The organism is Affinirhizobium helianthi (assembly GCF_042680945.1).
In the GTDB taxonomy this organism is placed as follows: domain Bacteria; phylum Pseudomonadota; class Alphaproteobacteria; order Rhizobiales; family Rhizobiaceae; genus Neorhizobium; species Neorhizobium helianthi.
In genome coordinates this window covers 100490-123981 of sequence record NZ_JBHUEQ010000006.1, presented here as the reverse complement: position 1 = coordinate 123981, position 23492 = coordinate 100490, and the positions used below count along the sequence as shown (strand labels likewise).

General features: G+C 57.0%; 18 protein-coding genes. 14 read left to right on the top strand and 4 right to left on the bottom strand.

The annotated features are described in order from the left end of the window. Position 1: 1 nt before the first annotated feature. From yjfF to ytfQ, 4 genes are all read right to left on the bottom strand, one after another. Positions 2–979 carry a galactofuranose ABC transporter, permease protein YjfF gene (gene yjfF, locus ACFSE1_RS05670; RefSeq protein WP_377397659.1) on the bottom strand — a complete coding sequence of 326 codons (978 nt, stop codon included), beginning with the start codon at positions 977–979 and terminating at the stop codon, positions 2–4. Next, positions 976–2010, bottom strand: coding sequence for an ABC transporter permease (locus tag ACFSE1_RS05665; protein ID WP_377397656.1), 1035 nt, complete (start codon positions 2008–2010; stop codon positions 976–978). Before ACFSE1_RS05665 ends, yjfF begins: the two co-directional genes overlap by 4 nt. Then, complete coding sequence (locus tag ACFSE1_RS05660; RefSeq protein WP_377397653.1) at positions 2007–3536, bottom strand: sugar ABC transporter ATP-binding protein; 1530 nt, start codon at positions 3534–3536, stop codon at positions 2007–2009. Before ACFSE1_RS05660 ends, ACFSE1_RS05665 begins: the two co-directional genes overlap by 4 nt. Before the next feature lie 188 nt (positions 3537–3724). Continuing rightward, on the bottom strand, positions 3725–4684 hold the full coding sequence (ytfQ, locus tag ACFSE1_RS05655) for a galactofuranose ABC transporter, galactofuranose-binding protein YtfQ (protein WP_377397650.1): 960 nt from the start codon (positions 4682–4684) through the stop codon (positions 3725–3727). A gap of 304 nt (positions 4685–4988) precedes the next feature. On the opposite strand from ytfQ, the gene araD1 reads away from it, so the two are divergent. From araD1 to ACFSE1_RS05585, 14 genes are all read left to right on the top strand, one after another. Next, the gene (gene araD1 / locus ACFSE1_RS05650; protein ID WP_377397647.1) at positions 4989–5978 is read left to right on the top strand and encodes an AraD1 family protein; all 990 of its coding nucleotides are present in this window, start codon (positions 4989–4991) and stop codon (positions 5976–5978) included. A 12-nt stretch (positions 5979–5990) separates the two neighbouring features. Beyond that, positions 5991–6917: a Gfo/Idh/MocA family protein gene (locus ACFSE1_RS05645; protein WP_377397643.1), complete on the top strand. Its 927-nt coding sequence runs from the start codon at positions 5991–5993 to the stop codon at positions 6915–6917. Positions 6918–6957: 40 nt separating this feature from the next. Then, positions 6958–8778: an IlvD/Edd family dehydratase gene (locus ACFSE1_RS05640; RefSeq protein ID WP_377397640.1), complete on the top strand. Its 1821-nt coding sequence runs from the start codon at positions 6958–6960 to the stop codon at positions 8776–8778. A 94-nt stretch (positions 8779–8872) separates the two neighbouring features. After that, the gene (chvE, locus tag ACFSE1_RS05635) at positions 8873–9937 is read left to right on the top strand and encodes a multiple monosaccharide ABC transporter substrate-binding protein (protein WP_377397637.1); all 1065 of its coding nucleotides are present in this window, start codon (positions 8873–8875) and stop codon (positions 9935–9937) included. 73 nt (positions 9938–10010) lie between these two features. Beyond that, complete coding sequence (gene mmsA, locus ACFSE1_RS05630; RefSeq protein WP_377397635.1) at positions 10011–11573, top strand: multiple monosaccharide ABC transporter ATP-binding protein; 1563 nt, start codon at positions 10011–10013, stop codon at positions 11571–11573. Beyond that, the gene (gene mmsB / locus ACFSE1_RS05625) at positions 11570–12760 is read left to right on the top strand and encodes a multiple monosaccharide ABC transporter permease (RefSeq protein WP_377397632.1); all 1191 of its coding nucleotides are present in this window, start codon (positions 11570–11572) and stop codon (positions 12758–12760) included. Before mmsA ends, mmsB begins: the two co-directional genes overlap by 4 nt. A gap of 329 nt (positions 12761–13089) precedes the next feature. Next, the gene (locus ACFSE1_RS05620) at positions 13090–14973 is read left to right on the top strand and encodes a methyl-accepting chemotaxis protein (RefSeq protein WP_377397629.1); all 1884 of its coding nucleotides are present in this window, start codon (positions 13090–13092) and stop codon (positions 14971–14973) included. A 359-nt stretch (positions 14974–15332) separates the two neighbouring features. Then, positions 15333–16568: a thiamine pyrophosphate-dependent enzyme gene (locus tag ACFSE1_RS05615; RefSeq protein ID WP_377397626.1), complete on the top strand. Its 1236-nt coding sequence runs from the start codon at positions 15333–15335 to the stop codon at positions 16566–16568. A 1-nt stretch (position 16569) separates the two neighbouring features. Then, complete coding sequence (locus ACFSE1_RS05610; RefSeq protein ID WP_377397623.1) at positions 16570–17583, top strand: alpha-ketoacid dehydrogenase subunit beta; 1014 nt, start codon at positions 16570–16572, stop codon at positions 17581–17583. Position 17584: 1 nt separating this feature from the next. Further along, positions 17585–18874: a dihydrolipoamide acetyltransferase family protein gene (locus ACFSE1_RS05605; RefSeq protein WP_377397620.1), complete on the top strand. Its 1290-nt coding sequence runs from the start codon at positions 17585–17587 to the stop codon at positions 18872–18874. A gap of 4 nt (positions 18875–18878) precedes the next feature. Further along, positions 18879–20273: a dihydrolipoyl dehydrogenase gene (lpdA, locus tag ACFSE1_RS05600; RefSeq protein WP_377397617.1), complete on the top strand. Its 1395-nt coding sequence runs from the start codon at positions 18879–18881 to the stop codon at positions 20271–20273. A 17-nt stretch (positions 20274–20290) separates the two neighbouring features. Beyond that, positions 20291–21433 carry an acyl-CoA dehydrogenase family protein gene (locus ACFSE1_RS05595; protein WP_377397614.1) on the top strand — a complete coding sequence of 381 codons (1143 nt, stop codon included), beginning with the start codon at positions 20291–20293 and terminating at the stop codon, positions 21431–21433. 32 nt (positions 21434–21465) lie between these two features. Further along, positions 21466–22239: an enoyl-CoA hydratase gene (locus ACFSE1_RS05590; RefSeq protein ID WP_377397611.1), complete on the top strand. Its 774-nt coding sequence runs from the start codon at positions 21466–21468 to the stop codon at positions 22237–22239. A gap of 101 nt (positions 22240–22340) precedes the next feature. Further along, entirely contained in the window at positions 22341–23489 is a 1149-nt protein-coding gene (locus ACFSE1_RS05585) for an isovaleryl-CoA dehydrogenase (RefSeq protein ID WP_465269759.1), read from the top strand. The last annotated feature ends 3 nt before the right edge of the window (positions 23490–23492 follow it).

Below are 23492 nucleotides of genomic sequence, written 5' to 3'. Positions count from 1 at the left end.
CTTAGGTTGCGCCCTTCATGGCGCGCGAGCTGGAATACCAGATGATGCTGCGCTGCAGTGCAATAAACACGAACAGCAGAATGCCAATAACGATTTTCGTCCACCAAGACGAGAGGGTTCCATCAAACACAATGTAGGTCTGGATGAGCCCCTGGATGAGAATGCCAACCAGCGTGCCCGCCACGAGACCGGAACCACCCGTGAGCAGAGTGCCGCCGATGACGACAGCCGCAATGGCATCCAGTTCCACGCCGACAGTTGCCAATGAATAGCCCGACGACGTGTAAAGCGTATAGGCAATTCCAGCGAGACCGGAGAGGAAGCCGCTCAGGGCGTAGATCCCGATAAGAGTACGTCCGACCGGAACGCCCATGAGTTCTGCGGACTGTGGATTGCCGCCGAGCGCATAGACATTGGCCCCAAAGCGGGTGCGGCTGGCAATCAGGCTGCCAATCGCAAAGATGATGAGCATTAGCATGGCCATTGCCGTCAGCCGTCCTCCGCCCGGAAGGCGTAGCGAGAGGCTCTGGATGGCATCGATGAAGGGATGCGAAATCGGCACGGATTGCGTGGAGACAAGATAGGCCGCGCCGCGTGCGAGGAACATGCCCGCCAGCGTTACGACAAATGGGGGAATGGATAGAAACCGGATCATCGCACCCATGCCCGCACCAAACGCAGTGGACATGCAAAGCACCAGAATGAATGCTGTCATTGGATGCAGTTCATAGGAGCCAACCGTCACCGCGACGAAGACGCTGGTGAAAGCAATAACGGAGCCGACAGAGAGATCTATGCCGCCGGACAGGATGACGAAGGTCATGCCAACGGCTGCAATGCCGAGGAATGCGTTGTCCGTCAGCAGATTGGCGATGACGCGTGTGGAAAACATGCCAGGGAACTGCGTGACACAAACCGCATAGGCCAGAAGGAAGACCACCAGCGTTGCGTAGAAGGGAAGATTGCGGGAGTTGCTCACGAGGCGGTCTCCTTCGCGTGCGGCTGTACGGCAGGCGCTTTTGTCTTGGGTGCTCTTAGAAATGTGGTCAGAAGACCAAGTGCGGGCGATTGCAGGGTCAAGACGATTATAATGATGACGGCCTTGATGATCAGGTTGAATTCCGGCGGGAAGCCCGACACCAGAATGCCTGTGTTGATGGACTGTATGATCAAGGCGCCGATGAGGGAGGCTACCAGCGAGAAGCGTCCGCCATTCAAGGAAGTACCGCCGACAACCACCGCAAGAATGGCGTCCAGTTCCAGCCAGAGGCCGGCATTATTGGCATCCGCGCCGCGAATATCTGCGGTCACAATCAATCCTGCAACGGCTGCCATGACGCCCGAGACTGCATAGACGAAGAAGAGAAGCGCCTTGGCCTGAATACCTGCCAGCATGGCGGCGCGCCGATTGATGCCAATCGCTTCAATAAGATAACCAAGCGCTGTCTTGCGCACCAGCAGCCCGACCAATATGCCTGTGAGAAGCCACAGAATGACAGGAACGGGAACGCCTGCAAACGAGCCGGACCCAAGAGTGGAAAAGCTGTCATTATTGAACGTCAGGATCACGCCTTCCGTGATCAACTGCGCGATGCCGCGTCCGGCCACCATGAGGATGAGCGTCGCGATGATGGGCTGAATATCGAGAAGTGCAACGAGAACCGCATTCCAGATTCCGCAGGCAAGCCCTACCAGAAGCGCCACAGTGATAACCACCGGCAAGGGATAGCCGTCTGCAATCAGCGTTGCCGCAACTGCGCCACATATCGCGATAACCGCGCCGATGGAGAGATCGATGCCGCGCGTGGCTATTACGAGTGTCATGCCAATGGTGAGCAGCGCGACCGGTGCTGCACGAACGAGGATATCGATCAAACTGCCGTAGAGACGGCCGTTCTGAACTGTGATCGAAAGGAAACCCGGAGAAATGGCTGTAATCAGGCCGAGGATGACGGCGAGTGCCACCAGTTGCGGTGTGATGCGCCGAAAAAGCGTGAGCGCACTGCTCATTCTGCGGCCTCCATCTGCTGCGGCTTTGCAATGGCCTGCATGATATTATCTGCGGTGATCTGCGACCCGGAAAGTTCCGCCACGTGCTGACGGTCCGCCAGAACGATGACGCGATGGGCGACGGCCGTCAGTTCTTCCAGCTCTGAAGAGATAACGACAAGCGACATGCCTTGCTCGCAGAGCCGCTCGATCATTTTCAGAATCTCGGTATGGGCACCAATATCGATGCCTCTTGTTGGCTCGTCCAGGATGAGCAGCCGTGGCTCCGTTGCCAGCCAGCGCGCCAGAATGGCCTTCTGCTGGTTACCGCCGGATAGAAATTTGATCGGGCGGTTGGGATCAGGCGGGCGAATGTCGAGAGAGCGGATATATTCCTCTGCCAGCTCAAGCTGTGCCTTGCGAGAAATGGGTTTCGCCCAGCCTTGTCTGCCCTGCAAGGCGAGTGCGATGTTCTCGGCGATGGAGAAGTCGCCGATGATGCCGTCCGTCTTTCGCTCCTCCGGGCAAAATCCAAAGCGTTGCGCAATGGCTGCCTTGGGCGAGGTGAGGGATACGGGCTGGCCATCCACCAGAGCCTGGCCGCTATCCGGTTGATCGACACCAAACAGCAGAAACGCCGTTTCCGTACGACCGGACCCCAGAAGTCCGGCAATGCCGACCACTTCGCCGGGGCGGATCTTGAGATCGAAAGGTGCGACGCTTCCCCGCTTGCCATAGCCTTCAAAATGGAATGCCGCCGGGGTCGCATCATTCTCATCCGGTTGAACGGCAGCAGCCTCATGCGTGAGAAACTCGAACTCCCGGCCCAGCATCATGGAGATGAGTTCAAGACGTGGAAGATCGCGCAGAACCCTGGTGCCGACCAGCTTGCCATTCCGCAGCACCGTGGCGCGATCTGCAATGGCATAAACCTGGTTCAGGAAGTGGGTAATGATGATGATGCCAAGCCCTTCGCTGCGCAACTGGCGAAGAACTGCAAACAGCATCTCCACTTCCTGCGCGTCTAGGCTGGCGGTCGGTTCGTCCAAAACCAGCACCTTGCCGGAAAGGTCGACAGCACGGGCAATCGCGATGATCTGCTTCACGGCAACGGAGTAGCTCGAAAGAAGCGCATCGACATCAATATCAAGGCCATAGCGCGCGAGCAGGGCACGGGATTTTTCCCGCATAGCCTTGCGGTCGACCATGCCGAACCGGCGCGGCTGCCTGCCAAGGAAGAGATTTTCGGCAACCGAAAGGTTCTCGAGCAGATTCACCTCCTGGTAAACCGTGCCGATACCCAGCGCTTGTGCCTGCGCGACGTCTGTGGGGAAAATCTCTTCGCCATCAAGTCTGATCGTGCCTTGATCGCGCTTGTAAACGCCGGTGAGGATTTTGATGAGCGTGGATTTTCCAGCGCCATTCTCCCCGAGGAGAGCATGAACCTCGCCACGCAGCAGCGAGAAATCCACATTATCGAGAGCGGTATTGCCGAGGAAGCTCTTGCCAATGGAGCGCGCTTCCAAAAGGGGTGCCTGATCGGACATGTGTTCGACCCATCATATGAGCGGATATGGACCCTACTGGGTTTACACGGCTGATCGCATCAGCCTGATTCTCCGCTCCAACCAAACTGGTGACGGAAAAGGCGCGCGTTCTGGCGCGCCTTCACCACACAGCGAGGGCGGTGCGTTGGCTAGTATGGAAACTCGGCCAACGCAGGCCGGATGTTGTCTTAGTAGCCGAGACCCTTCTTGGACTCGTAGACCTTCATCGGGTCATCCTTGGCCGTATAGAGCTTGGATTCAGTCTGGATCCACTTTGGCGGCTCTTTCTTTTCCTTCAGATACGCCATCAACGCATCGAATGCCGGACCCGCCATGTTGGGTGTCAGTTCCACGGTGGCATTGGCTTCGCCGGCTGCCATGGCCTTGAAGATATCTGGAACTGCGTCGATGGAGACAACCTTGATATCGGTGCCCGGCTTCAGGCCAGCTTCCTTGATCGCCTGGATGGCACCAACGGCCATGTCGTCATTATGGGCATAGACTGCGCAGATGCCCTTGCCGCCACCTTCCGCCTTGATGAAGCTTTCCATGACTTCCTTACCCTTGGTGCGGGTGAAGTCCCCGGTCTGCGAGCGCACGATCTTGATGTTGTCATGGCCCTTGATGGCTTCTTCGAAGCCTTTCTTGCGGTTGATGGCAGGCGAAGAGCCCGTGGTGCCTTGAAGTTCGACCACCTTGCAATCCTTGCCAGCTACGTCTTTCACAAGGAAATCGCCAGCTACCTTGCCTTCATGAACCGTGTCGGACGTAACGGCTGTCAGATAAAGATCCTTAGGTGCTTCTATTTCGCGGTCGAGAAGGATCACAGGAATTTTTTCTTCCTTGGCTTCCTTCAAAACAGCATCCCAGCCGGTTGCAACAACCGGTGCAACGAAAATCGCATCAACGCCCTGAGCAATGAAGCCACGAATTGCCTTGATCTGGTTTTCTTGCTTCTGCTGTGCGTCCGCGAACTTCAAGGTCACGCCGCGCTTTTGGGCTTCCTGCTTGGTAACCGTCGTTTCAGCAGCTCTCCACCCCGATTCCGAACCGATCTGCGAGAAGCCAACCGTCATGGCCTGCGCTGAAACGCTAGCTGCCAAAGAAATGGAAAATGCCGCCGCAATCGTTGCGAGTGCCTGTTTCATCTTTATCCTCCCAGAGATGATCAGCAGTGAACGGCGGCAGAAAGATCATATAATAATACTTTTGAGAAGTGCTATTTTGTGAATCCCCCAAAAAAATCGTGTGACTCTGAAGTTAAATCGATATAAATGCCTCACATAGCCTTAAAGCCCTGTGCTGTCATGGTTTCCATGCGGCATGGAAGCCTTCGGTGATGTGCTTGACAAGGGGTCTCTGCACCTAATAGTCATATTTTTGAAATCGCGCTTTGGCGCAGGGAGGTGCCACGGTTTGCCGTGGCTTCAAAAAGACGGACATCGGGTTAAAATGTTGAGACTTCTGCAGGTTCTGGTCGATGGGCAGCCGCGCGTGGTTGCTTGGGATGGTGAGGGCGACGCTCTCGTTGTCGAGGGTGTTTCTTCTGTTTACGAGCTGGCATCGAAGGCCATCTCGGCGGGCCGCTCCTTCGCAGAGCAGATCGCCGAGCAGCCGAAGGGTGCTGTTGTCGATCTGCAAAAGGCGCAGGCTGAAAAGCGCCTTCTGATCCCCGTTGCGCATCCTGATCCTGCGCATTTCATTGTTGCAGGTACAGGGCTCACCCATCTCGGCTCCGCCGATGGTCGTGACAAGATGCACAAGGCTGCGCAATCGACTGAAAAGCCAACCGATTCGATGCGCATGTTCCTGATGGGCGTTGAAGGCGGCAAGCCAAAGGCTGGTGAAGTCGGTGTCCAGCCTGAGTGGTTCTACAAGGGTGACGGCAGCCAGCTGCGCGCCACGGGTGAGGAGCTGGTTTCCCCTTCTTTTGCGCTGGACGGCGGCGAAGAGCCGGAACTGGCTGGCATCTATCTCATCGGCCCGGATGGTACGCCCTTCCGCCTCGGCTTCTGTCTCGCCAATGAGTTTTCAGATCACGTGACCGAGAAGGGCAACTATCTCTGGCTCGCGCATTCAAAGCTTCGTCAGGCCTCTCTCGGCGCCGAGCTTCTGGTTGGAGATCTGCCCGATCACGTCGAGGGCACATCGCGCGTTCGCCGCGGCGATCAGGTGATCTTCGAGAAGCCCTTCCTGTCGGGTGAGGCGAATATGTCGCACACGATTGCGAACCTCGAGTATCATAACTTCAAGTATGATCTCTTCCGCCGCCCTGGCGATCTGCATGTGCACTTCTTCGGTACGGCGACCCTTTCCTTCTCCGAAGGCGTGAAGACCGAGGTGGGTGACGTGTTCGAAATTTCTGCGGCACCTTTCAAGCTGCCTCTTTCAAACCCGCTGACCGTTGCGAAGGAAACGCCTGTTTCCATTCGCAAGCTCTGATTGGAGGTGGCTATGCCTTCCATTCGTCTTGCAATCGTTGGTCTGGGGAAGATCGCTCGAGATCAGCATCTCGGTGCGATTGAAGCCACGCAGGGCATCGATCTCGTGGCTGTCGCCAGCCGTAATGCCGCTCTCGATGGCATTGCATGCTTTCCCGATATTCACACTTTGCTCGCATCCGGTGTCGAGGTCGATGCGGTTTCGCTTTGCACGCCGCCGCAGGGCCGGTTCGAGCAGGCACGTGCTGCCCTTCTTGCGGGCAAGCATGTGATGCTGGAAAAGCCTCCGGGTGCGACAATCGCTGAGGTCTTTGCGCTGGAAGCCCTGGCGCAGAAGCAGGGCGTCAGCCTCTTTGCGACCTGGCACTCGCGTGAATCTGCCGCTGTTGAGCCTGCCCGCAAGCTTCTGAGCGAGCGCAAGGTTCGCTCCGTGGAAGTCGAGTGGAAGGAAGATGTGCGCCACTGGCATCCCGGCCAGGCGTGGATCTGGGAGCCGGGCGGCCTGGGCGTTTTCGATCCGGGTATCAACGCGCTCTCCATCGTTACGCGCATCATGCCGGAAAGCTTCCATCTCGTTTCGTCCGAATTGTCCTTCCCGGCCAATCGGGCAGCGCCGATTGCGGCGGACCTCACATTTGAAAGTGCCGGTGGCATCAAGGTTTCTGCAGCGTTCGACTGGCGGCAGACAGGTCCGCAGACCTGGGATATTCGTGTTGAGACCGATGAAGGCCCTGTCGTTCTGACACATGGCGGCAGCCGTCTCATTGTCGATGGGAAAGCGCAGATCGTTGAAGAGGATCGCGAATACCGGAATCTCTATGGTCGTTTTGTCGAGTTGGTCGGGTCTGGCCGCTCGGATACGGATTTTTCGCCGCTGGTGCACGTCGCGGATGCCTTTATGCTTGGCCGCCGCAATGTTGTTGAGTCCTTCGAGGACTGATTTCGCCAGCTGAACCCATTTCCTGCTTGAGAAGACAATCATGAGCAACTCTGACAATCTCCCTTCCAAAACTGGCCCGAATGGCAAGCTGCGTTCGCGTGCATGGTTCGATAATCCTGCCAATGCCGATATGACGGCGCTCTATCTTGAGCGCTACATGAACTTTGGCCTCAGCCAGGCCGAGCTTCAGTCGGATCGTCCGATCATCGGTATCGCACAGACCGGCTCTGACCTGTCCCCTTGCAACCGCCATCACCTGGAACTGGCGAACCGCCTGCGCGAAGGCATTCGTGAAGCTGGCGGCATTGCCATCGAGTTTCCGGTTCACCCGATTCAGGAAACCGGCAAGCGCCCCACGGCTGGCCTTGACCGTAACCTTGCCTATCTGGGCCTTGTTGAAGTTCTCTACGGCTATCCGCTGGACGGCGTTGTCCTGACGATTGGCTGTGACAAGACAACGCCTGCCTGTCTCATGGCGGCGGCCACGGTCAACATCCCGTCGATTGCTCTGTCCGTCGGTCCCATGCTGAACGGCTGGTTCCGCGGCGAGCGGACCGGATCCGGTACGATTGTCTGGAAAGCCCGTGAACTTCTGGCGAAGGGCGAAATCGATTATGCCGGTTTCGTCAAGCTGGTTGCATCGTCTGCGCCGTCCACCGGCTATTGCAACACCATGGGCACTGCGACCACGATGAACTCGCTGGCAGAAGCCCTGGGCATGCAGCTGCCGGGCTCCGCAGCCATCCCGGCACCCTATCGCGACCGTCAGGAAATGGCTTACCTCACCGGTTTGCGCATCGTTGAAATGGTCAAGGAAGATCTGAAGCCTTCCGACATCATGACAAAGGAAGCCTTCATCAATGCGATCCGCGTCAACTCCGCTATCGGTGGTTCGACCAATGCGCCGATCCATCTGAACGGTCTGGCCCGTCACCTGGGCGTAGAGCTGACGGTTGATGACTGGCAGACCTATGGCGAAGAAGTGCCGCTTCTCGTCAATCTGCAGCCGGCTGGTGAGTATCTCGGCGAGGATTACTACCACGCAGGCGGTGTTCCCGCTGTCGTCAACCAGCTGATGCAGCAGGGCCTCATTCATGAAGATGCCTTGACGGTCAACGGCAAGACCATTGGCGAGAACTGCCGTGGCGCCGTGATCGAAGACGACAAGGTTATCCGTCCCTACGATAAGCCGCTGAAGGAGCGTGCAGGGTTCCGTGTTCTGCGCGGCAACCTGTTCTCTTCCGCCATCATGAAGACCAGCGTGATTTCGAAGGAGTTCCGTGATCGTTATCTTTCGAACCCGAACGACCCGGACGCCTTTGAAGGCCGTGCCGTCGTGTTCGATGGACCGGAAGATTATCACCACCGCATCGACGATCCGGCACTTGGCATCGATGCCAACACGGTGCTTTTCATGCGTGGCGCAGGTCCGATCGGTTATCCGGGCGCGGCTGAAGTGGTCAACATGCGCGCACCAAGCTACTTGCTGAAGGAAGGTGTAACCTCCCTGCCGTGCATCGGCGATGGCCGCCAGTCGGGTACGTCCGGCAGCCCGTCCATTCTCAACGCATCGCCGGAAGCGGCAGCAGGCGGTGGCCTGGCACTGTTGAAAACTGGCGACCGCGTGCGTATCGATGTGGGTCGCGGCAAGGCCGACATTCTGATTTCTGACGAAGAACTCGCAGAGCGCCGTCGCGAATTTGAAGCGAATGGTGGCTACAAGTATCCGAAGCACCAGACACCGTGGCAGGAAATCCAGCGCGGTATCGTGGGGCAGATGGAGACCGGAGCCGTTCTGGAACCGGCTGTGAAATATCAGCGCATTGCACAAACGGAAGGTATTCCGCGCGACAATCACTGATAGAAAAGGAACAAGCGAATCTTGCGGAGAGCAGGATTCGCTTGCGAACACTGGCGGGCTCGATGGGGGCCTCGACCAAGGAGGAGAGCAGATAATGAAAATGATGAAATACTTGACGACTGCAGCAATGTTTGCCGCCATGGCATTCGCTGCACCTGCTGGCGCAGCCGAAAAGGGCCTGGTTGGCGTTGCGATGCCGACGAAGTCTTCTGCCCGCTGGATCGCCGACGGCGACAACATGGTCAAGGTTCTCAAAGAACGCGGTTACGATGTTGACCTGCAGTATGCGGAAGACGACATTCCGAACCAGCTTTCTCAGATCGAAAACATGATCACCAAGGGAGCCAAGGTTCTCGTTGTTGCTTCGATCGACGGCACCACACTGTCTGACGTTCTCCAGCAGGCTGCTGACCAGAAGATCAAGGTTATCGCTTACGACCGCCTGATCCGTGACACGCCGAATGTTGACTACTACGCAACCTTCGACAACTTCCAGGTTGGCGTTCTTCAGGCAACGACTCTCGTCAAGGCTCTGAAGGCTGACACGGAAAAGGGTCCGTTCTACATCGAACTCTTCGGCGGTTCTCCGGACGATAACAACGCCTTCTTCTTCTACAACGGCGCGATGAGCGTTCTGCAGCCGCTGATCGACAAGGGCGTCCTGAAGGTTGGTTCCGGTCAGGTTGGCATGGACAAGGTTTCCACACTGCGTTGGGACGGTGCAACCGCTCAGGCGCGTATGGATGCCATCCTGTCCGCATTCTACGCCGACAAGAAGCTCAATGCAGTTCTGTCTCCCTATGACGGTATCTCCATCGGTATCCTCTCCTCGCTCAAGGGTGTAGGCTACGGTTCTGGCGACATGCCGATGCCGTTCGTTTCCGGTCAGGATGCTGAAGTTCCGTCCGTCAAGTCGATCATCGCTGGCGAACAGTACTCCACGATCTTCAAGGACACGCGCGAACTGGCCAAGGTGACCGTGGACATGGTTGATGCGGCGATGAACGGCAAGGAGCCGATCGTCAATGACACCAAGACCTACGACAACGGCAAGAAGATCGTTCCGTCCTACCTGCTGAAGCCTGTTGCAGTCGACAAGTCCAACTGGAAAGAAATCCTGGTTGGCAGCGGCTACTACAAGGAAGACCAGCTGAAGTAATTCTATCATTAACAGTGCGGCGGCGCGTTTGCTCGTGCCGCCGCATTCTTTGTTTCCCATCGGAGATGATGGCATGCTCGCACCTGTCACTGCGGCCGAGCGCCCACCGATCTTGGAAATGCGCGGCATCTCCAAATCGTTCGGCGTGGTCAAGGCCTTGACTGACGTCAGTTTCACCGTTCGCGAAGGAGAAATCCACGCGCTGGTCGGTGAGAATGGCGCTGGCAAGTCCACCCTCATGAAAGTTCTGTCCGGCGTCTATCCGCACGGATCCTACGACGGCTCCATCCTGTTTGCGGGCGAGGAGCGGCAGTTCCGCAACATCAACGATTCCGAAGCTCTCGGTATCATCATCATTCACCAGGAACTGGCACTGATCCCGCTGATGTCCATTGCCGAGAACATCTTTCTCGCCAATGCGCCATCTCGTTTTGGCGTGATCGACCGTTCTGCGGTGCACGAGCGCACAAAGGCGCTGCTGGCCAAGGTTGGCCTGAACGAGCAGCCTGATACGCTCATCACGAATTTGGGCGTTGGTAAGCAGCAGCTGGTTGAGATTGCAAAGGCGCTGTCAAAAGACGTGCGTCTGCTTATTCTCGATGAGCCGACGGCTTCACTCAACGAAAAGGATAGTGCTGCGCTTCTGGAGCTTCTGAAGGAGTTCAGAAACCAGGGCATCACGTCAATCCTCATCAGCCACAAGCTGAACGAGATCTCGGAAGTCGCAGACCAGATTACGGTTTTGCGCGACGGTCGCTCGGTCGGCACGATGGACTGTCATGCTGGCGAGATTTCCGAGGACGAAATCATTCGGCGCATGGTCGATCGTGACATGGAAAGCCGTTACCCCAAGCGCGAGCCGAAGATCGGCGACGTCATATTCGAAGTCGATAACTGGTCGGTTTATCACCCGCAGCATTCGCACCGTCAGGTGGTCAAGAATGTTGGCATGAAGGTCCGTGCTGGCGAAGTGGTCGGCATCTCGGGCCTTATGGGTGCGGGGCGCACTGAATTCGCCATGAGCATTTTCGGTCGTTCCTGGGGCCGCAACATCACTGGTACGGTCCGCATGAAGGGCCAGGAAGTGGATGTATCGACCGTCAATAAGGCAATCGATGCAGGTCTTGCCTATGTGACGGAAGACAGAAAGCATCTCGGGCTGATCCTGGCAGAGGATATTCGCAAGAATATCTCGCTTGCCAATCTACCCGGTGTTTCTAACCGCGCCGTGATTGATGACATCGCCGAGATGAAGGTGGCGCAGGAATTCCGCGCGCGTATGCGCATCCGCAGCCATAATGTCTATCAGGAAACGGGCAAGCTTTCTGGCGGCAACCAGCAGAAGGTTGTTCTGTCGAAGTGGCTCTTTACCGGGCCTGATCTGCTCATTCTTGACGAGCCGACACGCGGTATCGACGTCGGTGCGAAATACGAAATCTATTCCATTATCAACGAACTCGCGGATGCCGGAAAGGCAGTCGTGGTGATCTCCTCCGAAATGCCGGAGCTGATCGGGATTTGTGATCGCATCCTGGTCATGCACGAAGGTGAATTCGTCGGCGAAGTTGCCGGCGAGGGCGCCACGCAAGAGAACATCATGCGCGCCATCATGCGCCGCAAGGGGAGAGACGAATGACCACGAACGAAACATCCGCGTCCGCGCGCCCTTCGGCGACCGCGTTCCTGAAGGATAATCTTCGCGAATACGGGATGCTGCTGTCGCTGCTCGTAATCGTGATCTTTTTCCAGGTTGCGACCGGCGGCATTTTGCTGAAGCCGTTGAACCTCACCAACATCATCATGCAGAATAGCTATATCGTCATCATGGCGCTGGGTATGCTGCTGATTATTGTAACGGGCCACATTGATCTGTCCGTTGGTTCGGTGGCTGGCTTCATCGGCGCAGTCGCGGCCATGATGATGGTTCAGTACAATTTCGACTTTGTAACCGCAGGCATTCTCTGCCTCATCCTCGGTGGCGTCATCGGGGCGGTGCAGGGTTATTTTGTCGCCTACTTGAAGATTCCGTCGTTCATCGTGACACTCGCAGGCATGCTTGTGTTCCGCGGCTTCATGATTGCCGTATTGAGCGGTCGTTCGATCGGTCCGTTCGATGTGACTTTCCAGAGGTTGTCATCGGGCTTCATCCCCGAGTTCATCTCCTCGGAAGGTGGCATTTATCTGACTTCGCTCGCGCTGGGCGTTGCTGTGGCTGCCTTCCTCGTCTGGCAGAACATCAAGAACCGTGGACGGCGCGTTTCGCATGGGGTCGAGACCGAGCCTTTCGGTTTCTTTGTCGCCAAGAACATCGTTGTTCTCGCTGCCGTAAGCTACGTCGCGTACCTCATTGCTTCGCACCGCGGCATGCCGAATGTGCTGATCATCATGGCACTTCTTATTGCTGCCTATGGGTTCTTCACAAACCGCACAATCATCGGCCGTCAGATCTATGCTGTCGGCGGTAACGCACGCGCTGCTGAACTGTCCGGCATCAAGACGAACCGTCTGGTCTTCTGGACCTTCGCCAACATGGGCGTGCTGGCGGCTCTAGGCGGTCTCGTGGTTGCTGCGCGTCTGAACAGCGCCACTCCGAAGGCTGGTGCTGGTTTTGAGCTGGACGTCATTGCAGCCTGCTTCATTGGCGGTGCTTCTGCCTATGGCGGCGTCGGCAAGGTGACGGGTGCAGTTATCGGCGCGTTCCTGATGGGCGTTATGAATAACGGCATGTCCATCCTTGGCATCGGCATTGATTACCAGCAGGTCATCAAGGGGCTGGTATTGCTCGGCGCGGTGTGCGTGGACGTTTATAACCAGCGGCGCTAACAGGTTTCTGAACAGATTAAAGGCCGTAGTCTCGCTTGAGACTGCGGCCTTTTTTGTTTTCACTCCGAGCCAGCAGCACATGTGTGCACCCTTTTGCCTATGAGAGCGGGATCAAAAAAAGAAAATCAGAGCGCGAGAGGCGGATCTTGAATGCCAGTGCATAGAATATCCCGGGAGCCATTCCCATGAGTTGCGCATTTCGCATCTGTTGTCGTGCAGTTGTATTAAGAAACACGAATAGTTGGCGGCGGTGAATACGACCGAATGTCAACGTACGTTGTACTATGGTTGTTTCGAATTATATCAATATTAATCAAAATGAAGGCTAAATGCGCGCAAACGCAAGTTTCGTTCTTGCTGTGATGCCATTGGAGCAAGCTGTGCCACGCCTCAACATCAACAACCTCATTCTGTCCTTCGCGGTAATTGTAACGCTGGGTCTTGTGCTTGGCATAGGTTTACAAACAGCCACGTTTGAAAAACTGCGCGTGAAGGGGCCGGTTTATGATCAGATCGTGGACGGCAAGGATCTGGTAGCCGATATTCTGCCGCCGCCCTTGTTCATTGTTGAAGCCTATATGCTGGCAAACGAAGCCTCTATTGAGCCGAGCTTGATGCCATCCAACCTGCAGCGCATAGCCGCGCTTGCAGATGCCTATGGACAGCGGCGGACATTCTGGTCGCAAAAGGCTCTGCCGCCTGAAATTCGTACCGGACTGGATGATGTGCTGGCGAAGGGCGATGTTTTCTGGCAGCGTATGAATGGCGATTTCCAAAAGGCGGCCAGCCAAGGCAAGCCCGAAGATGTGCAGCAATCCCTCTCCCTCCTTCGCGAAGCCTTCAATGTCCATCGGGACGCAGTGGTTGCCCTGGCAACCACCTCGGATAAATGGCTTGGTGGCTCCGAGGCGATTGCAACGAGCACGGGCCAGACCATGAAAATCCTGGCGCTGACGGGCAGCGCGCTATCTGTCATCATCTTCCTGGCCGGTCTTTGGCTGGTCCGTCGCCGTGCCATCATGCCGCTGCTCGTCCTCTCTGAGACAATGCGGCAGCTTGCGGGCGGCAAGCTTACAATCAAGGTGCCGTTTCTCTCACGTCAGGATGAAATCGGAAGCATCGCCACATCCGTTGATGCGTTCCGGCTGGCAGGCATCGAGCGGGAACGTCTGCAAGCTGAAATCGATCTGCGACGTCAACAGAACGAAAACGCTCTGGCAGAGCAGGCGCGCCTGCAGGCCGAGGAGGCAGCCCAGCTGAAGGTTGTAACGGAGGCGCTTGAGACGGGATTGAAGCGGCTGGCTGACTGTGATGTCAGCTTCCACATAGATACGCCTTTCGAAGCCCGGTTCGAAGCTTTGCGCCTGGATTTCAACCAGTCCATCGCCACATTTCGCAGCACCTTGCAACAAGTCCTTGCCCGGACTTCTCATCTGGAAGAGCGTGCGTCGGCCATGCGCGAGGCTGCTGCCCAGCTTGCCCGCCGGACGGAACAACAGGCAGCCGCAGTTGAGCAGACATCAGCCTCGCTGGTGCAGGTGACAGCCAATATTCAGTCTTCGTCTGAAAGGGCTGAAGAGACACGCCTTTTGGTTCAGGAAGCCAAGCAATCGGCAACCGACTCCACCCAGATTGTCAGCGATGCGGTCGGCGCCATGAAGCGCATCGAAAGTGCATCCGAGCAAATTGGCCAGATCATCGATCTTATTGATCAGATTGCTTTCCAGACCAATCTCCTGGCTCTGAATGCAGGGGTGGAAGCGGCACGAGCGGGCGAAGCGGGCAAGGGGTTTGCCGTGGTGGCGCAAGAAGTGCGGGATTTGGCACAGCGATCTGCCTCAGCGGCGCACGATATTACGGCACTTATCCGCAGTTCTGCTTCGGAGGTGTCATCCGGTGTTCAGCTTGTCGGTCAGGCACGTTCGGCACTCGGGCGTATTAACGAGTTTGTCGCAGAGATCGACCTGAAGATGGATGCCATCACCAATGCATCGAAGGAACAGACCCGGGGTTTGCAGGAAATCAGCTCCGCTGTCGGCTCTATCGATCAGATGACGCAGAAGAATGCCGTGATGGTGGAGGAAACATCTGCTGTCAGTGAGTCCGTCGCGGCCGACGCCAGCAACCTTGCCATTCTGGTGGGACGCTTCAGAATTGGCGAAAGCGCTGGCCGAGCCAATGCTCGCGCCGAGGGACTACGCAGAGCCGGCTGACATCCTCACGCAGCCTGGCGCGCACTTTTCAGTCTGATCTATATCTGAGAAGGCATGTCCGGTCCTGCATAAGGGCCGGATTTTTCTTGTCCTGCGGATCGGCGATCCTGCCCATTTAGACCAGCTTTAAGTTTTATTTCACGCAAAGGGCTGGTTTGTTTCTAACTATGGCTCAAAGGTACATAAGAAAGCCCGGACATTTCGCGTCGGACTGCCATACACTTCTTGCACAGAGCGGAGGTTTTCCCGTCGAGGAGGGCGGGGAAACGATCAGGCAGAGCTATCGTGGCGAGGAGGAGACCTGTCCACGATAGCTGCCCCCGCACTATTTCGAATGCACTTCTTTGGAGGAGAAGAACGTGACTTCGCATTGCAAGCTCAACTTCGCGCACCCGCCCGCACGCCCTGGCGAAAAGCCCGACTTTTCTTCCCATGAAATTCCCGAGGCCGGGGTGCTTCCGCTTCTTCCGCATGACGTGGAAGCTTCAGATTGTATCGATCATGCCAACTCTCTGATCCGTGTCATGGACGATGCGGGGCATGCAGTCGGTCCTTGGGCAGACTATCTTGGCATGGCTGATATCGAGCTTTTGCGAGCCGGTCTGCGCGATATGATGATGTCGCGCATTCTGGATATGCGGATGCTGAATGCACAGCGCCAGGGAAAGATGTCCTTCTACATTCAGGCTGTAGGAGAGGAGGCGATAGCCTGCGGCTTTCAACGCAATTTGCGCCAAGGCGACATGAACTTTCCAACCTATCGGCAGCAAGGACTTTTGATCGCCGGCGGCTACCCCCTGGAAAAGCTCATGGGGCAGTTCTACTCCAACAGCTTCGATCCGCTGGAAGGGCGGCAATTGCCCACGCTCCATTCAGCGCGGGACTATGGCTACTTTACCGTTTCCGGCAATCTCGGCACGCAATATGTGCATGCTGTCGGCTGGGCCATGGCCAACGCGCTGACTGGCAAAGAGAATATTGCGATTGGCTGGATTGGCGATGGCTCGACAGCCTCAAACGATTTTCACACGGCCTTGCTTTCGGCCTCGTCCTACTGGCCGCCGGTCGTCCTCAATGTCGTGAACAACCAGTGGGCAATTTCTACCTATACCGGCGTGGCGCGCGGACATGGGCGCACCTATGCGGCAAGGGCGCTCGGCTACGGTATTCCCGCCATTCGAGTGGACGGGAATGATTATCTGGCGGTGCTTTCGGCCTCGAAGTGGGCCACGGAGCGCGTTCGCGCCGGTCACGGCCCCATTCTTGTGGAATGGTACACCTATCGGGTGGGCGCGCATTCATCGTCAGACGACCCGAGCGCCTACCGTGCCAAGGATGAGGCGCTGGCCTGGCCGCTGGGAGACCCGATTGAACGGCTTAAGCAGCACCTGATTGTGCGGGGGGAATGGACCGAAGAGCGGCATGTCCAAGCCGAGGCGCAGATCCTTGCCGAAGTGATGGAGGCGCAGAAGAGGGTTGAAGCTGCAGGAACCATGATCGATCCGCAGCCCATTCCTGGCGCAAGCATCTTCAAGGGTGTCTATGCGGATATGCCTGAGCATATCCGCCGCCAGAGGCAGGAAATGGGGGTCTGATATGGGCAAGATGACAATGATCGAAGCCTTGCGCGATGCCATGGATGTCATGCTGGCGCGGGATCCGAAGGTGGTCATATTCGGCGAGGATGTCGGATATTTCGGCGGTGTCTTCCGTTGCACATCAGGACTTCAGAAGAAATACGGCGAAGAACGCGTGTTCGATACGCCGATCAACGAGAGTGCGATTGTCGGGCTGGGCATCGGCATGGCGGCGCAAGGCATGAAGCCCTGCGTTGAGATTCAATTCGCGGATTATGTCTATCCTGCCTATGACCAGATTACGCAGGAAGCGGCGCGCATTCGTCATCGCTCCAATGAAGATTTCACCTGTCCGATTGTTATCCGCATGCCCACCGGCGGCGGCATCTTTGGCGGGCAGACACACAGCCAGAGCCCAGAAGCCTTGTTCACCCATGTGGCAGGCTTGAAAGTGGTGCAGCCCTGCACCCCTTATGATGCCAAGGGGCTTCTGATTTCAGCCATGGAAGGCGAGGATCCAGTTATCTTTCTTGAGCCGAAGCGGCTCTATAACGGACCCTTCAATGGCGACCACAAGGCGCCTGCGCAAAACTGGAAGAACCATGTGCTCGGCGAAGTGCCGGAAGGGCATTATTCGGTTCCGATTGGAAAGGCGCGTATTCATCGCGAAGGCGGCGCGGTGACCATCCTGACCTATGGGACGATGGTTTTCGTTGCGGAAGCTGCCGTGGCGGCGCTCGGGGTGGATGCGGAGATCATCGATTTACGTTCGCTGCTGCCCCTCGACCTGGAAACCATCGAGGCTTCCGTGCGCAAGACGGGCCGCTGCGTTGTGCTGCATGAGGCGACCAAAACCTCTGGTCTGGCGGGGGAAATCATAGCCTGTGTTCAGGAGGCCTGCTTCTATCATCTCGAAGCACCGATTCAGCGCGTCACGGGCTGGGATGCGCCTTATCCACATGCGCTCGAATGGGATTATTTCCCTGGTCAGGAGCGCGTGGCCCGCGCTCTGCAAGCAGTGATGGAGGCTTGATATGGCAATTCGGACAATCAGGCTCCCGGATGTTGGCGAAGGCGTGACTGAGGCCGAACTGACTGAAATTCTCATCAAGGAAGGTGATGTGGTCCGGGAGGACGATCCAATCGCCGCCGTGATGACAGACAAGGCAACCATTGAAATTACATCTGCCTATAGCGGCAAGGTCATATGGATCGGCGGTGAGGTGGGCAAAAGCATGGCCATTGGTTCGGATCTTGTCCGGATCGAGGATGATGCAAACTCATCAGAACCAATCCTTCAATCCTTGTCTGAAACTCCACTGGTAGAACAGCTGAAAGGGTCAAAGGTAGAAACGAAACAGGCTTGCCCCCTTCAAGAGGAGGCGTCGCGACCTGCGGTAGCGGCTTCGAAAGTCTCACCTCCTGCAGCCGCCATTCCTGTTCGGGCGGAAGGCGCATCAGTTTTGGCGTCGCCAGCGGTGCGGTCGAGAGCAAGGAGCGGGGGCATCGATCTTCGCGCGGTTGCGGGAACTGGACCCGCCGGACGCATCACCCATGACGATCTCGACCGCTTGTTCAACCAAGCGGGTTCTGCCGCGCCTGCCCCTGGGAAGTTCACGCAGAAGGAAGTGGTGGAAACGGTCAAGGTTGCGGGTCTGCGCAAGATGATCGCCAGACGCATGAGTGAGGCCAATGCCGCTATTCCGCACATTACCGTTGTGGAAGAAGTTGACGTCACCGAACTCGAGGCGCTTCGCGCCAAACTCAACGAGGCGAGGGGTGACAAGCCGAAGCTCACGCTTTTGCCCTTGATGGCTGCCGCGCTCGTGAAGGCCAAGGACGGCTGCCCCAAGATCTTCGCGCGCTATGACGATGAGGCGGAGGAGGTTCACTATTCCAGCGCTGTCCATATCGGCATCGCCACCATGACCGATGCTGGCTTGATGGTGCCGGTGCTGAGAGATGCTCAATCAGCAGGTCTCTTTGAAATTGCAGCCGAGTTATCACGCCTCTCTGAAGCCTGCCGCGCGGGCAAGGCCAAGCGCGAGGAGCTTTCCGGCTCAACCATTACCATCACCTCGCTTGGCAATCTGGGCGCGATTGCCACGACGCCGATCATCAATAAGCCGGAAGTTGCCATCCTTGGCGTCAACCGCATGGCGGTTCGGCCAAGCTGGAACGGCAGCGCCTTCGTACCGCGCACCATGATGAATATATCGGCCAGCTTCGACCATCGTATCATTGACGGTTGGGATGCGGCGGTCTTCGTTCAGAGGATGAAAACCCTTCTCGAAACGCCAGCCCTGATTTTCATGAAGGATTGATGGAATGACCGATCTTTCATGCAAAGTGCTGGTTCTTGGTGCTGGCCCCGGCGGCTATGTCTGCGCCATTCGCTGTGGGCAATCGGGGCTGGATACGATTATCGTGGAGAAAGCCGCACCAGGCGGAACCTGCCTCAATGTCGGGTGCATCCCGTCCAAGGCACTGATCCATGCTGCCGAGCAATTTCATACGGCCAGATCTATGGCAGATGGACATTCTGCTCTCGGCATATTCGTCGCTGAACCCACCATCGATATGGCAAGGACGGTGGCCTGGAAGGATGGCGTGGTCAGACAGTTGACCGGCGGTGTTTCCGGCCTCTTGCGCAAGGCTGGCGTTCGCAGGATCGATGGTTTGGGCAGGATTGTTGATGGAAAGTGCGTTGAGGTCCAAACCCGCGATGGCACGCTGCGAATTCGTTGCGAAAGTCTCGTCATTGCCACGGGTTCACGTCCCGTCGAACTGCCGTCTCTGCCCTTTGGCGGGAACATTCTGTCTTCTACCGAAGCGCTCTCGCTGACGGAACTGCCGCGAAGCCTTGCTGTTGTGGGTGGTGGCTACATAGGGCTGGAAATTGGCACGGCCTATGCCAAGCTCGGTGTCAATGTCTCCGTGTTTGAGGCTCAGCCGCATATTCTGCCGCAATATGATGAGGAGCTTTCAAAGCCAGTTCTGGCCAGATTGAAGGCGCTTGGGGTAAAGGTGCATCTTCGTGCCGTTGCCGAGAGTTACGATCATTCGACCCGGATGCTGACAACACGCATCAATGATCAGCAGCACCAGACGGAAGCGGAAAAAGTGCTTGTGACCGTGGGGCGCAAGCCGGTTCTGGATGAGGCCGCAGTGAACGTCCTTGGCCTCGATATGAATGGCCGCTACCTACGCATTGACGAAAAATGCCGTACCTCCATGCGTGGGGTCTATGCCATTGGCGATGTGACGGGTGAGCCAATGCTGGCGCATCGCGCCATGGCGCAAGGCGAAATCGTGGCCGAAATCCTGGCTGGGCATAATGTGGCGTGGGATAAACGTGCCATGCCTGCGGTCTGCTTCACCGATCCGGAACTGGTCGTGGTTGGTCTTTTGCCTGATCAGGCTAGGGCGGAAGGCCATGATGTAAAGGCTTCGACCTATTCTCTTCGTGCCAATGGCCGAGCGTTAACGCTTGAACGTCAGGATGGCTTTGTCCGTATCGTGCATGAGCGCCAGACGGGCCTTGTGCTCGGCATACAGGCTGTGGGCGAGGGCTGTGCGGAAATGGCCGGAGAATTTTCGCTCGCTATCGAAATGTGCGCGACGGTGACGGATATCGCCGCTACGGTTCACGCGCATCCGACACTGGGAGAGACTGTGCAGGAAGCAGCCTTGATGGGACTGGGCAAGGCGTTGCACGCTTGATGTTATGAGGAATTGACATGGATTTTTCACTGTCTGAGGAACAGATTGCCATTCGGGAAATGGCTGAGAGCTTCGCTCTGGAGCAGATTGCGCCACATGCGATCGAGTGGGACCAGGACAGACATTTCCCGGTCGATGTCATTGTTCAGGCGGCAGGTCTTGGCCTTGGCGGCATCATGGTTTCTGAAGAATTTGGCGGTTCCGGCCTTGGTCGCGTGGAGGCCGTTCTGGTTTATGAGGCTCTCGCCAAGGGTTGCCCGGCCATTTCCGCCTATCTCTCCATCCACAATATGGTTGCCAGCATGATCAACAAGCATGGCACATCAGCGCAGAAGCAGAAATATCTGCCACGTCTTTGCGCGGGAGAGGTTCTGGCTTCCTACTGCCTGACAGAGCCTGCATGCGGCTCTGACGCTGCGGCACTGACCACCCGTGCCGAGAGGGAAGGTGAAGCCTACGTCCTGAGCGGGCAGAAGATGTTCATCTCTGGCGCTGGCTCGACCGATCTTTACGTCGTGATGGCGCGCACGGGTGGTCCCGGTCCCAAAGGCATTTCGGCATTTCTGGTCGAGAAGGATGCGGAAGGGCTGTCTTTCGGTGCCAACGAGAAGAAAATGGGCTGGAGCGCCCAGCCGACCCGCACCGTCATGCTGGATCGGGTGAAGGTATCTGCCGATGCCATGCTGGGCCCGGAAGGTGCGGGCTTCAAGCTTGCCATGGAAGCGCTGGATGGTGGTCGCACCTCGATTGCAGCCTGCTCGCTGGGCGGTGCCCAGTCTGCCTTCGACAAGGCGCTTGCCTACACGAACGAGCGCAAGGCCTTCGGACAAAAACTCAGCGAATTCCAGGCTCTACAATTTACACTGGCGGAAATGGCCATTGATCTGGAAGTGTCACGCACCTTCCTGTGGCGCGCAGCTCAGGCGCTTGATGCCGGTAGCAGCGATGCAACGCGCCTGTGCGCAATGGCCAAGAAGCATGTGACGGATGCCGGTTTCGAGGTTGCCAACCGTGCTCTGCAACTTCACGGTGGCTATGGCTATCTTGCGGATTACGGTGTGGAGAAGATCGTGCGCGATTTGCGCGTTCACCAGATCCTTGAGGGCACGAACGAGATCATGCGGCTGATTGTGGCCCGGTCAGTTTTGGCCGAAGCCTGAGAAAGTCATACGCACACGGAGGACTTGAATTTATGAGTTACCAGACCCTTCTGATCGAAAAGCGCGATAATGTTCTTTTGGTTCGCCTGAACCGCCCGGAGGCGCTGAACGCGCTGAATTCCACCGTGGCGCAGGAACTGATTGCCGTAACTGCAGAGGCGGATGCCGACGACAGCATTGGCTGCCTCGTGTTGACCGGCAGCGAGAAGGCTTTTGCCGCCGGTGCGGACATCAAGGAAATGCAGCCGCTGACATTTCAGGATGTGGCGGTGACTGACAAGTTCGCCGAATGGTCGCTTTTTACAGGACGGCGCAAACCAATCATTGCTGCGGTTGCCGGTTATGCGCTGGGCGGCGGATGCGAGCTTGCCATGATGTGCGATTTCATTCTCGCAGCCGATAGCGCAAAGTTCGGCCAGCCGGAAATCAAGCTCGGCACGATTCCTGGCATGGGCGGTTCCCAGCGCCTCACGCGCTTTGTCGGCAAATCCAAGGCTATGGACATGGTTTTGACAGGTCGCATGATGGATGCCGCCGAGGCAGAACGCTGCGGCCTCGTATCTCGCGTAGTTCCGGCAGCGGAGCTGGTGGAAGAGGCGGTGAAGGTTGCCGCGGTCATTGCTTCTATGTCTCAGCCCGTTGCGGCGATGGCCAAGGAAGCCGTCAACCGTGCATTTGAGACCACTTTGACGGAAGGTCTGATCGCGGAGAGACGCCTGTTCCATTCCACCTTCGCCCTGGATGATCGCAGCGAAGGCATGGCCGCCTTCGTGGAGCGCAGGGCACCCGACTTCAAGAACCGCTGAAGCTCTGAGCCACAGCCGTCAGTCGGTTTTCCGTGAGCCGACTGACGAAACAGCAATAGACATACAATCTTTGGGAGGAGGTTGCTGTGTTTCATTCCAGCATGACATTCGATCTGGGCGAAGACATCGCCGCGCTGCGGGAAACAGTTCACACCTGGGCCCAAGAGCGCGTAAAGCCCATGGCGGCTGAGGTGGATCGCAGCAACAGCTTTCCCAATGCGCTGTGGAAGGAAATGGGCGAGCTTGGCCTTCTTGGCATTACTGTTGGCGAGGAGTTCGGCGGCGCTGGCATGGGCTATCTCGCCCATACCGTGGCGGTTGAGGAAATCGCACGCGCCTCTGCATCCGTCAGCCTATCCTATGGCGCGCATTCAAACCTCTGCGTGAACCAGATCAAGCTCAATGGCTCCGAGTCGCAGAAGCAGAAATACCTGCCAGCACTTGTTTCCGGTGAGCATGTCGGAGCGCTTGCCATGTCTGAACCGTCAGCCGGTTCCGATGTGGTCTCCATGAAGCTGCGTGCCACCAAGCGGAACAGCTACTATGTTCTGAAGGGCAATAAGTACTGGATTACAAACGGTCCGGATGCCGACACGCTGGTAGTCTACGCCAAGACCGATCCAGAGGCGGGATCGAAAGGCATCACCGCCTTCATCGTTGAGAAAAGCATGAAGGGCTTTTCCACCAGTACGCATTTCGACAAAGTGGGAATGCGCGGCTCTAACACCGCAGAACTGGTTTTCGATGATGTTGAAGTGCCGTTTGAGAATGTTCTGGGCGTGGAAGGGCGCGGCGTTCGCGTGCTCATGTCCGGTCTCGATTACGAGCGCGTGGTGCTTTCCGGCATAGGTCTCGGAATCATGGCGGCCTGCCTGGATGAGGTGCTGCCCTATGTGAGCAGTCGTGAACAGTTCGGTCAGCCGGTTGGCAATTTCCAGCTCATGCAAGGAAAGATTGCCGATATGTATGTCGCGCTCAACACCGCACGCGCCTATGTCTACGAAGTGGCAAAGGCTTGCGATCGCGGGCAGGTGACGCGGCAGGATGCAGCGGGGGCTGTGCTCTATGCCAGCGAGCAGGCCATGGTGCAGGCGCATCAGGCGGTGCAAGCGTTGGGCGGCGCTGGTTACCTGAATGACAGCGCAGTTAGCCGCCTTTTCCGCGATGCAAAGCTGATGGAGATTGGTGCTGGAACTTCAGAGATCCGGCGCATGCTGATCGGTCGTGAATTGATGGCAGCAATGGCCTGACGC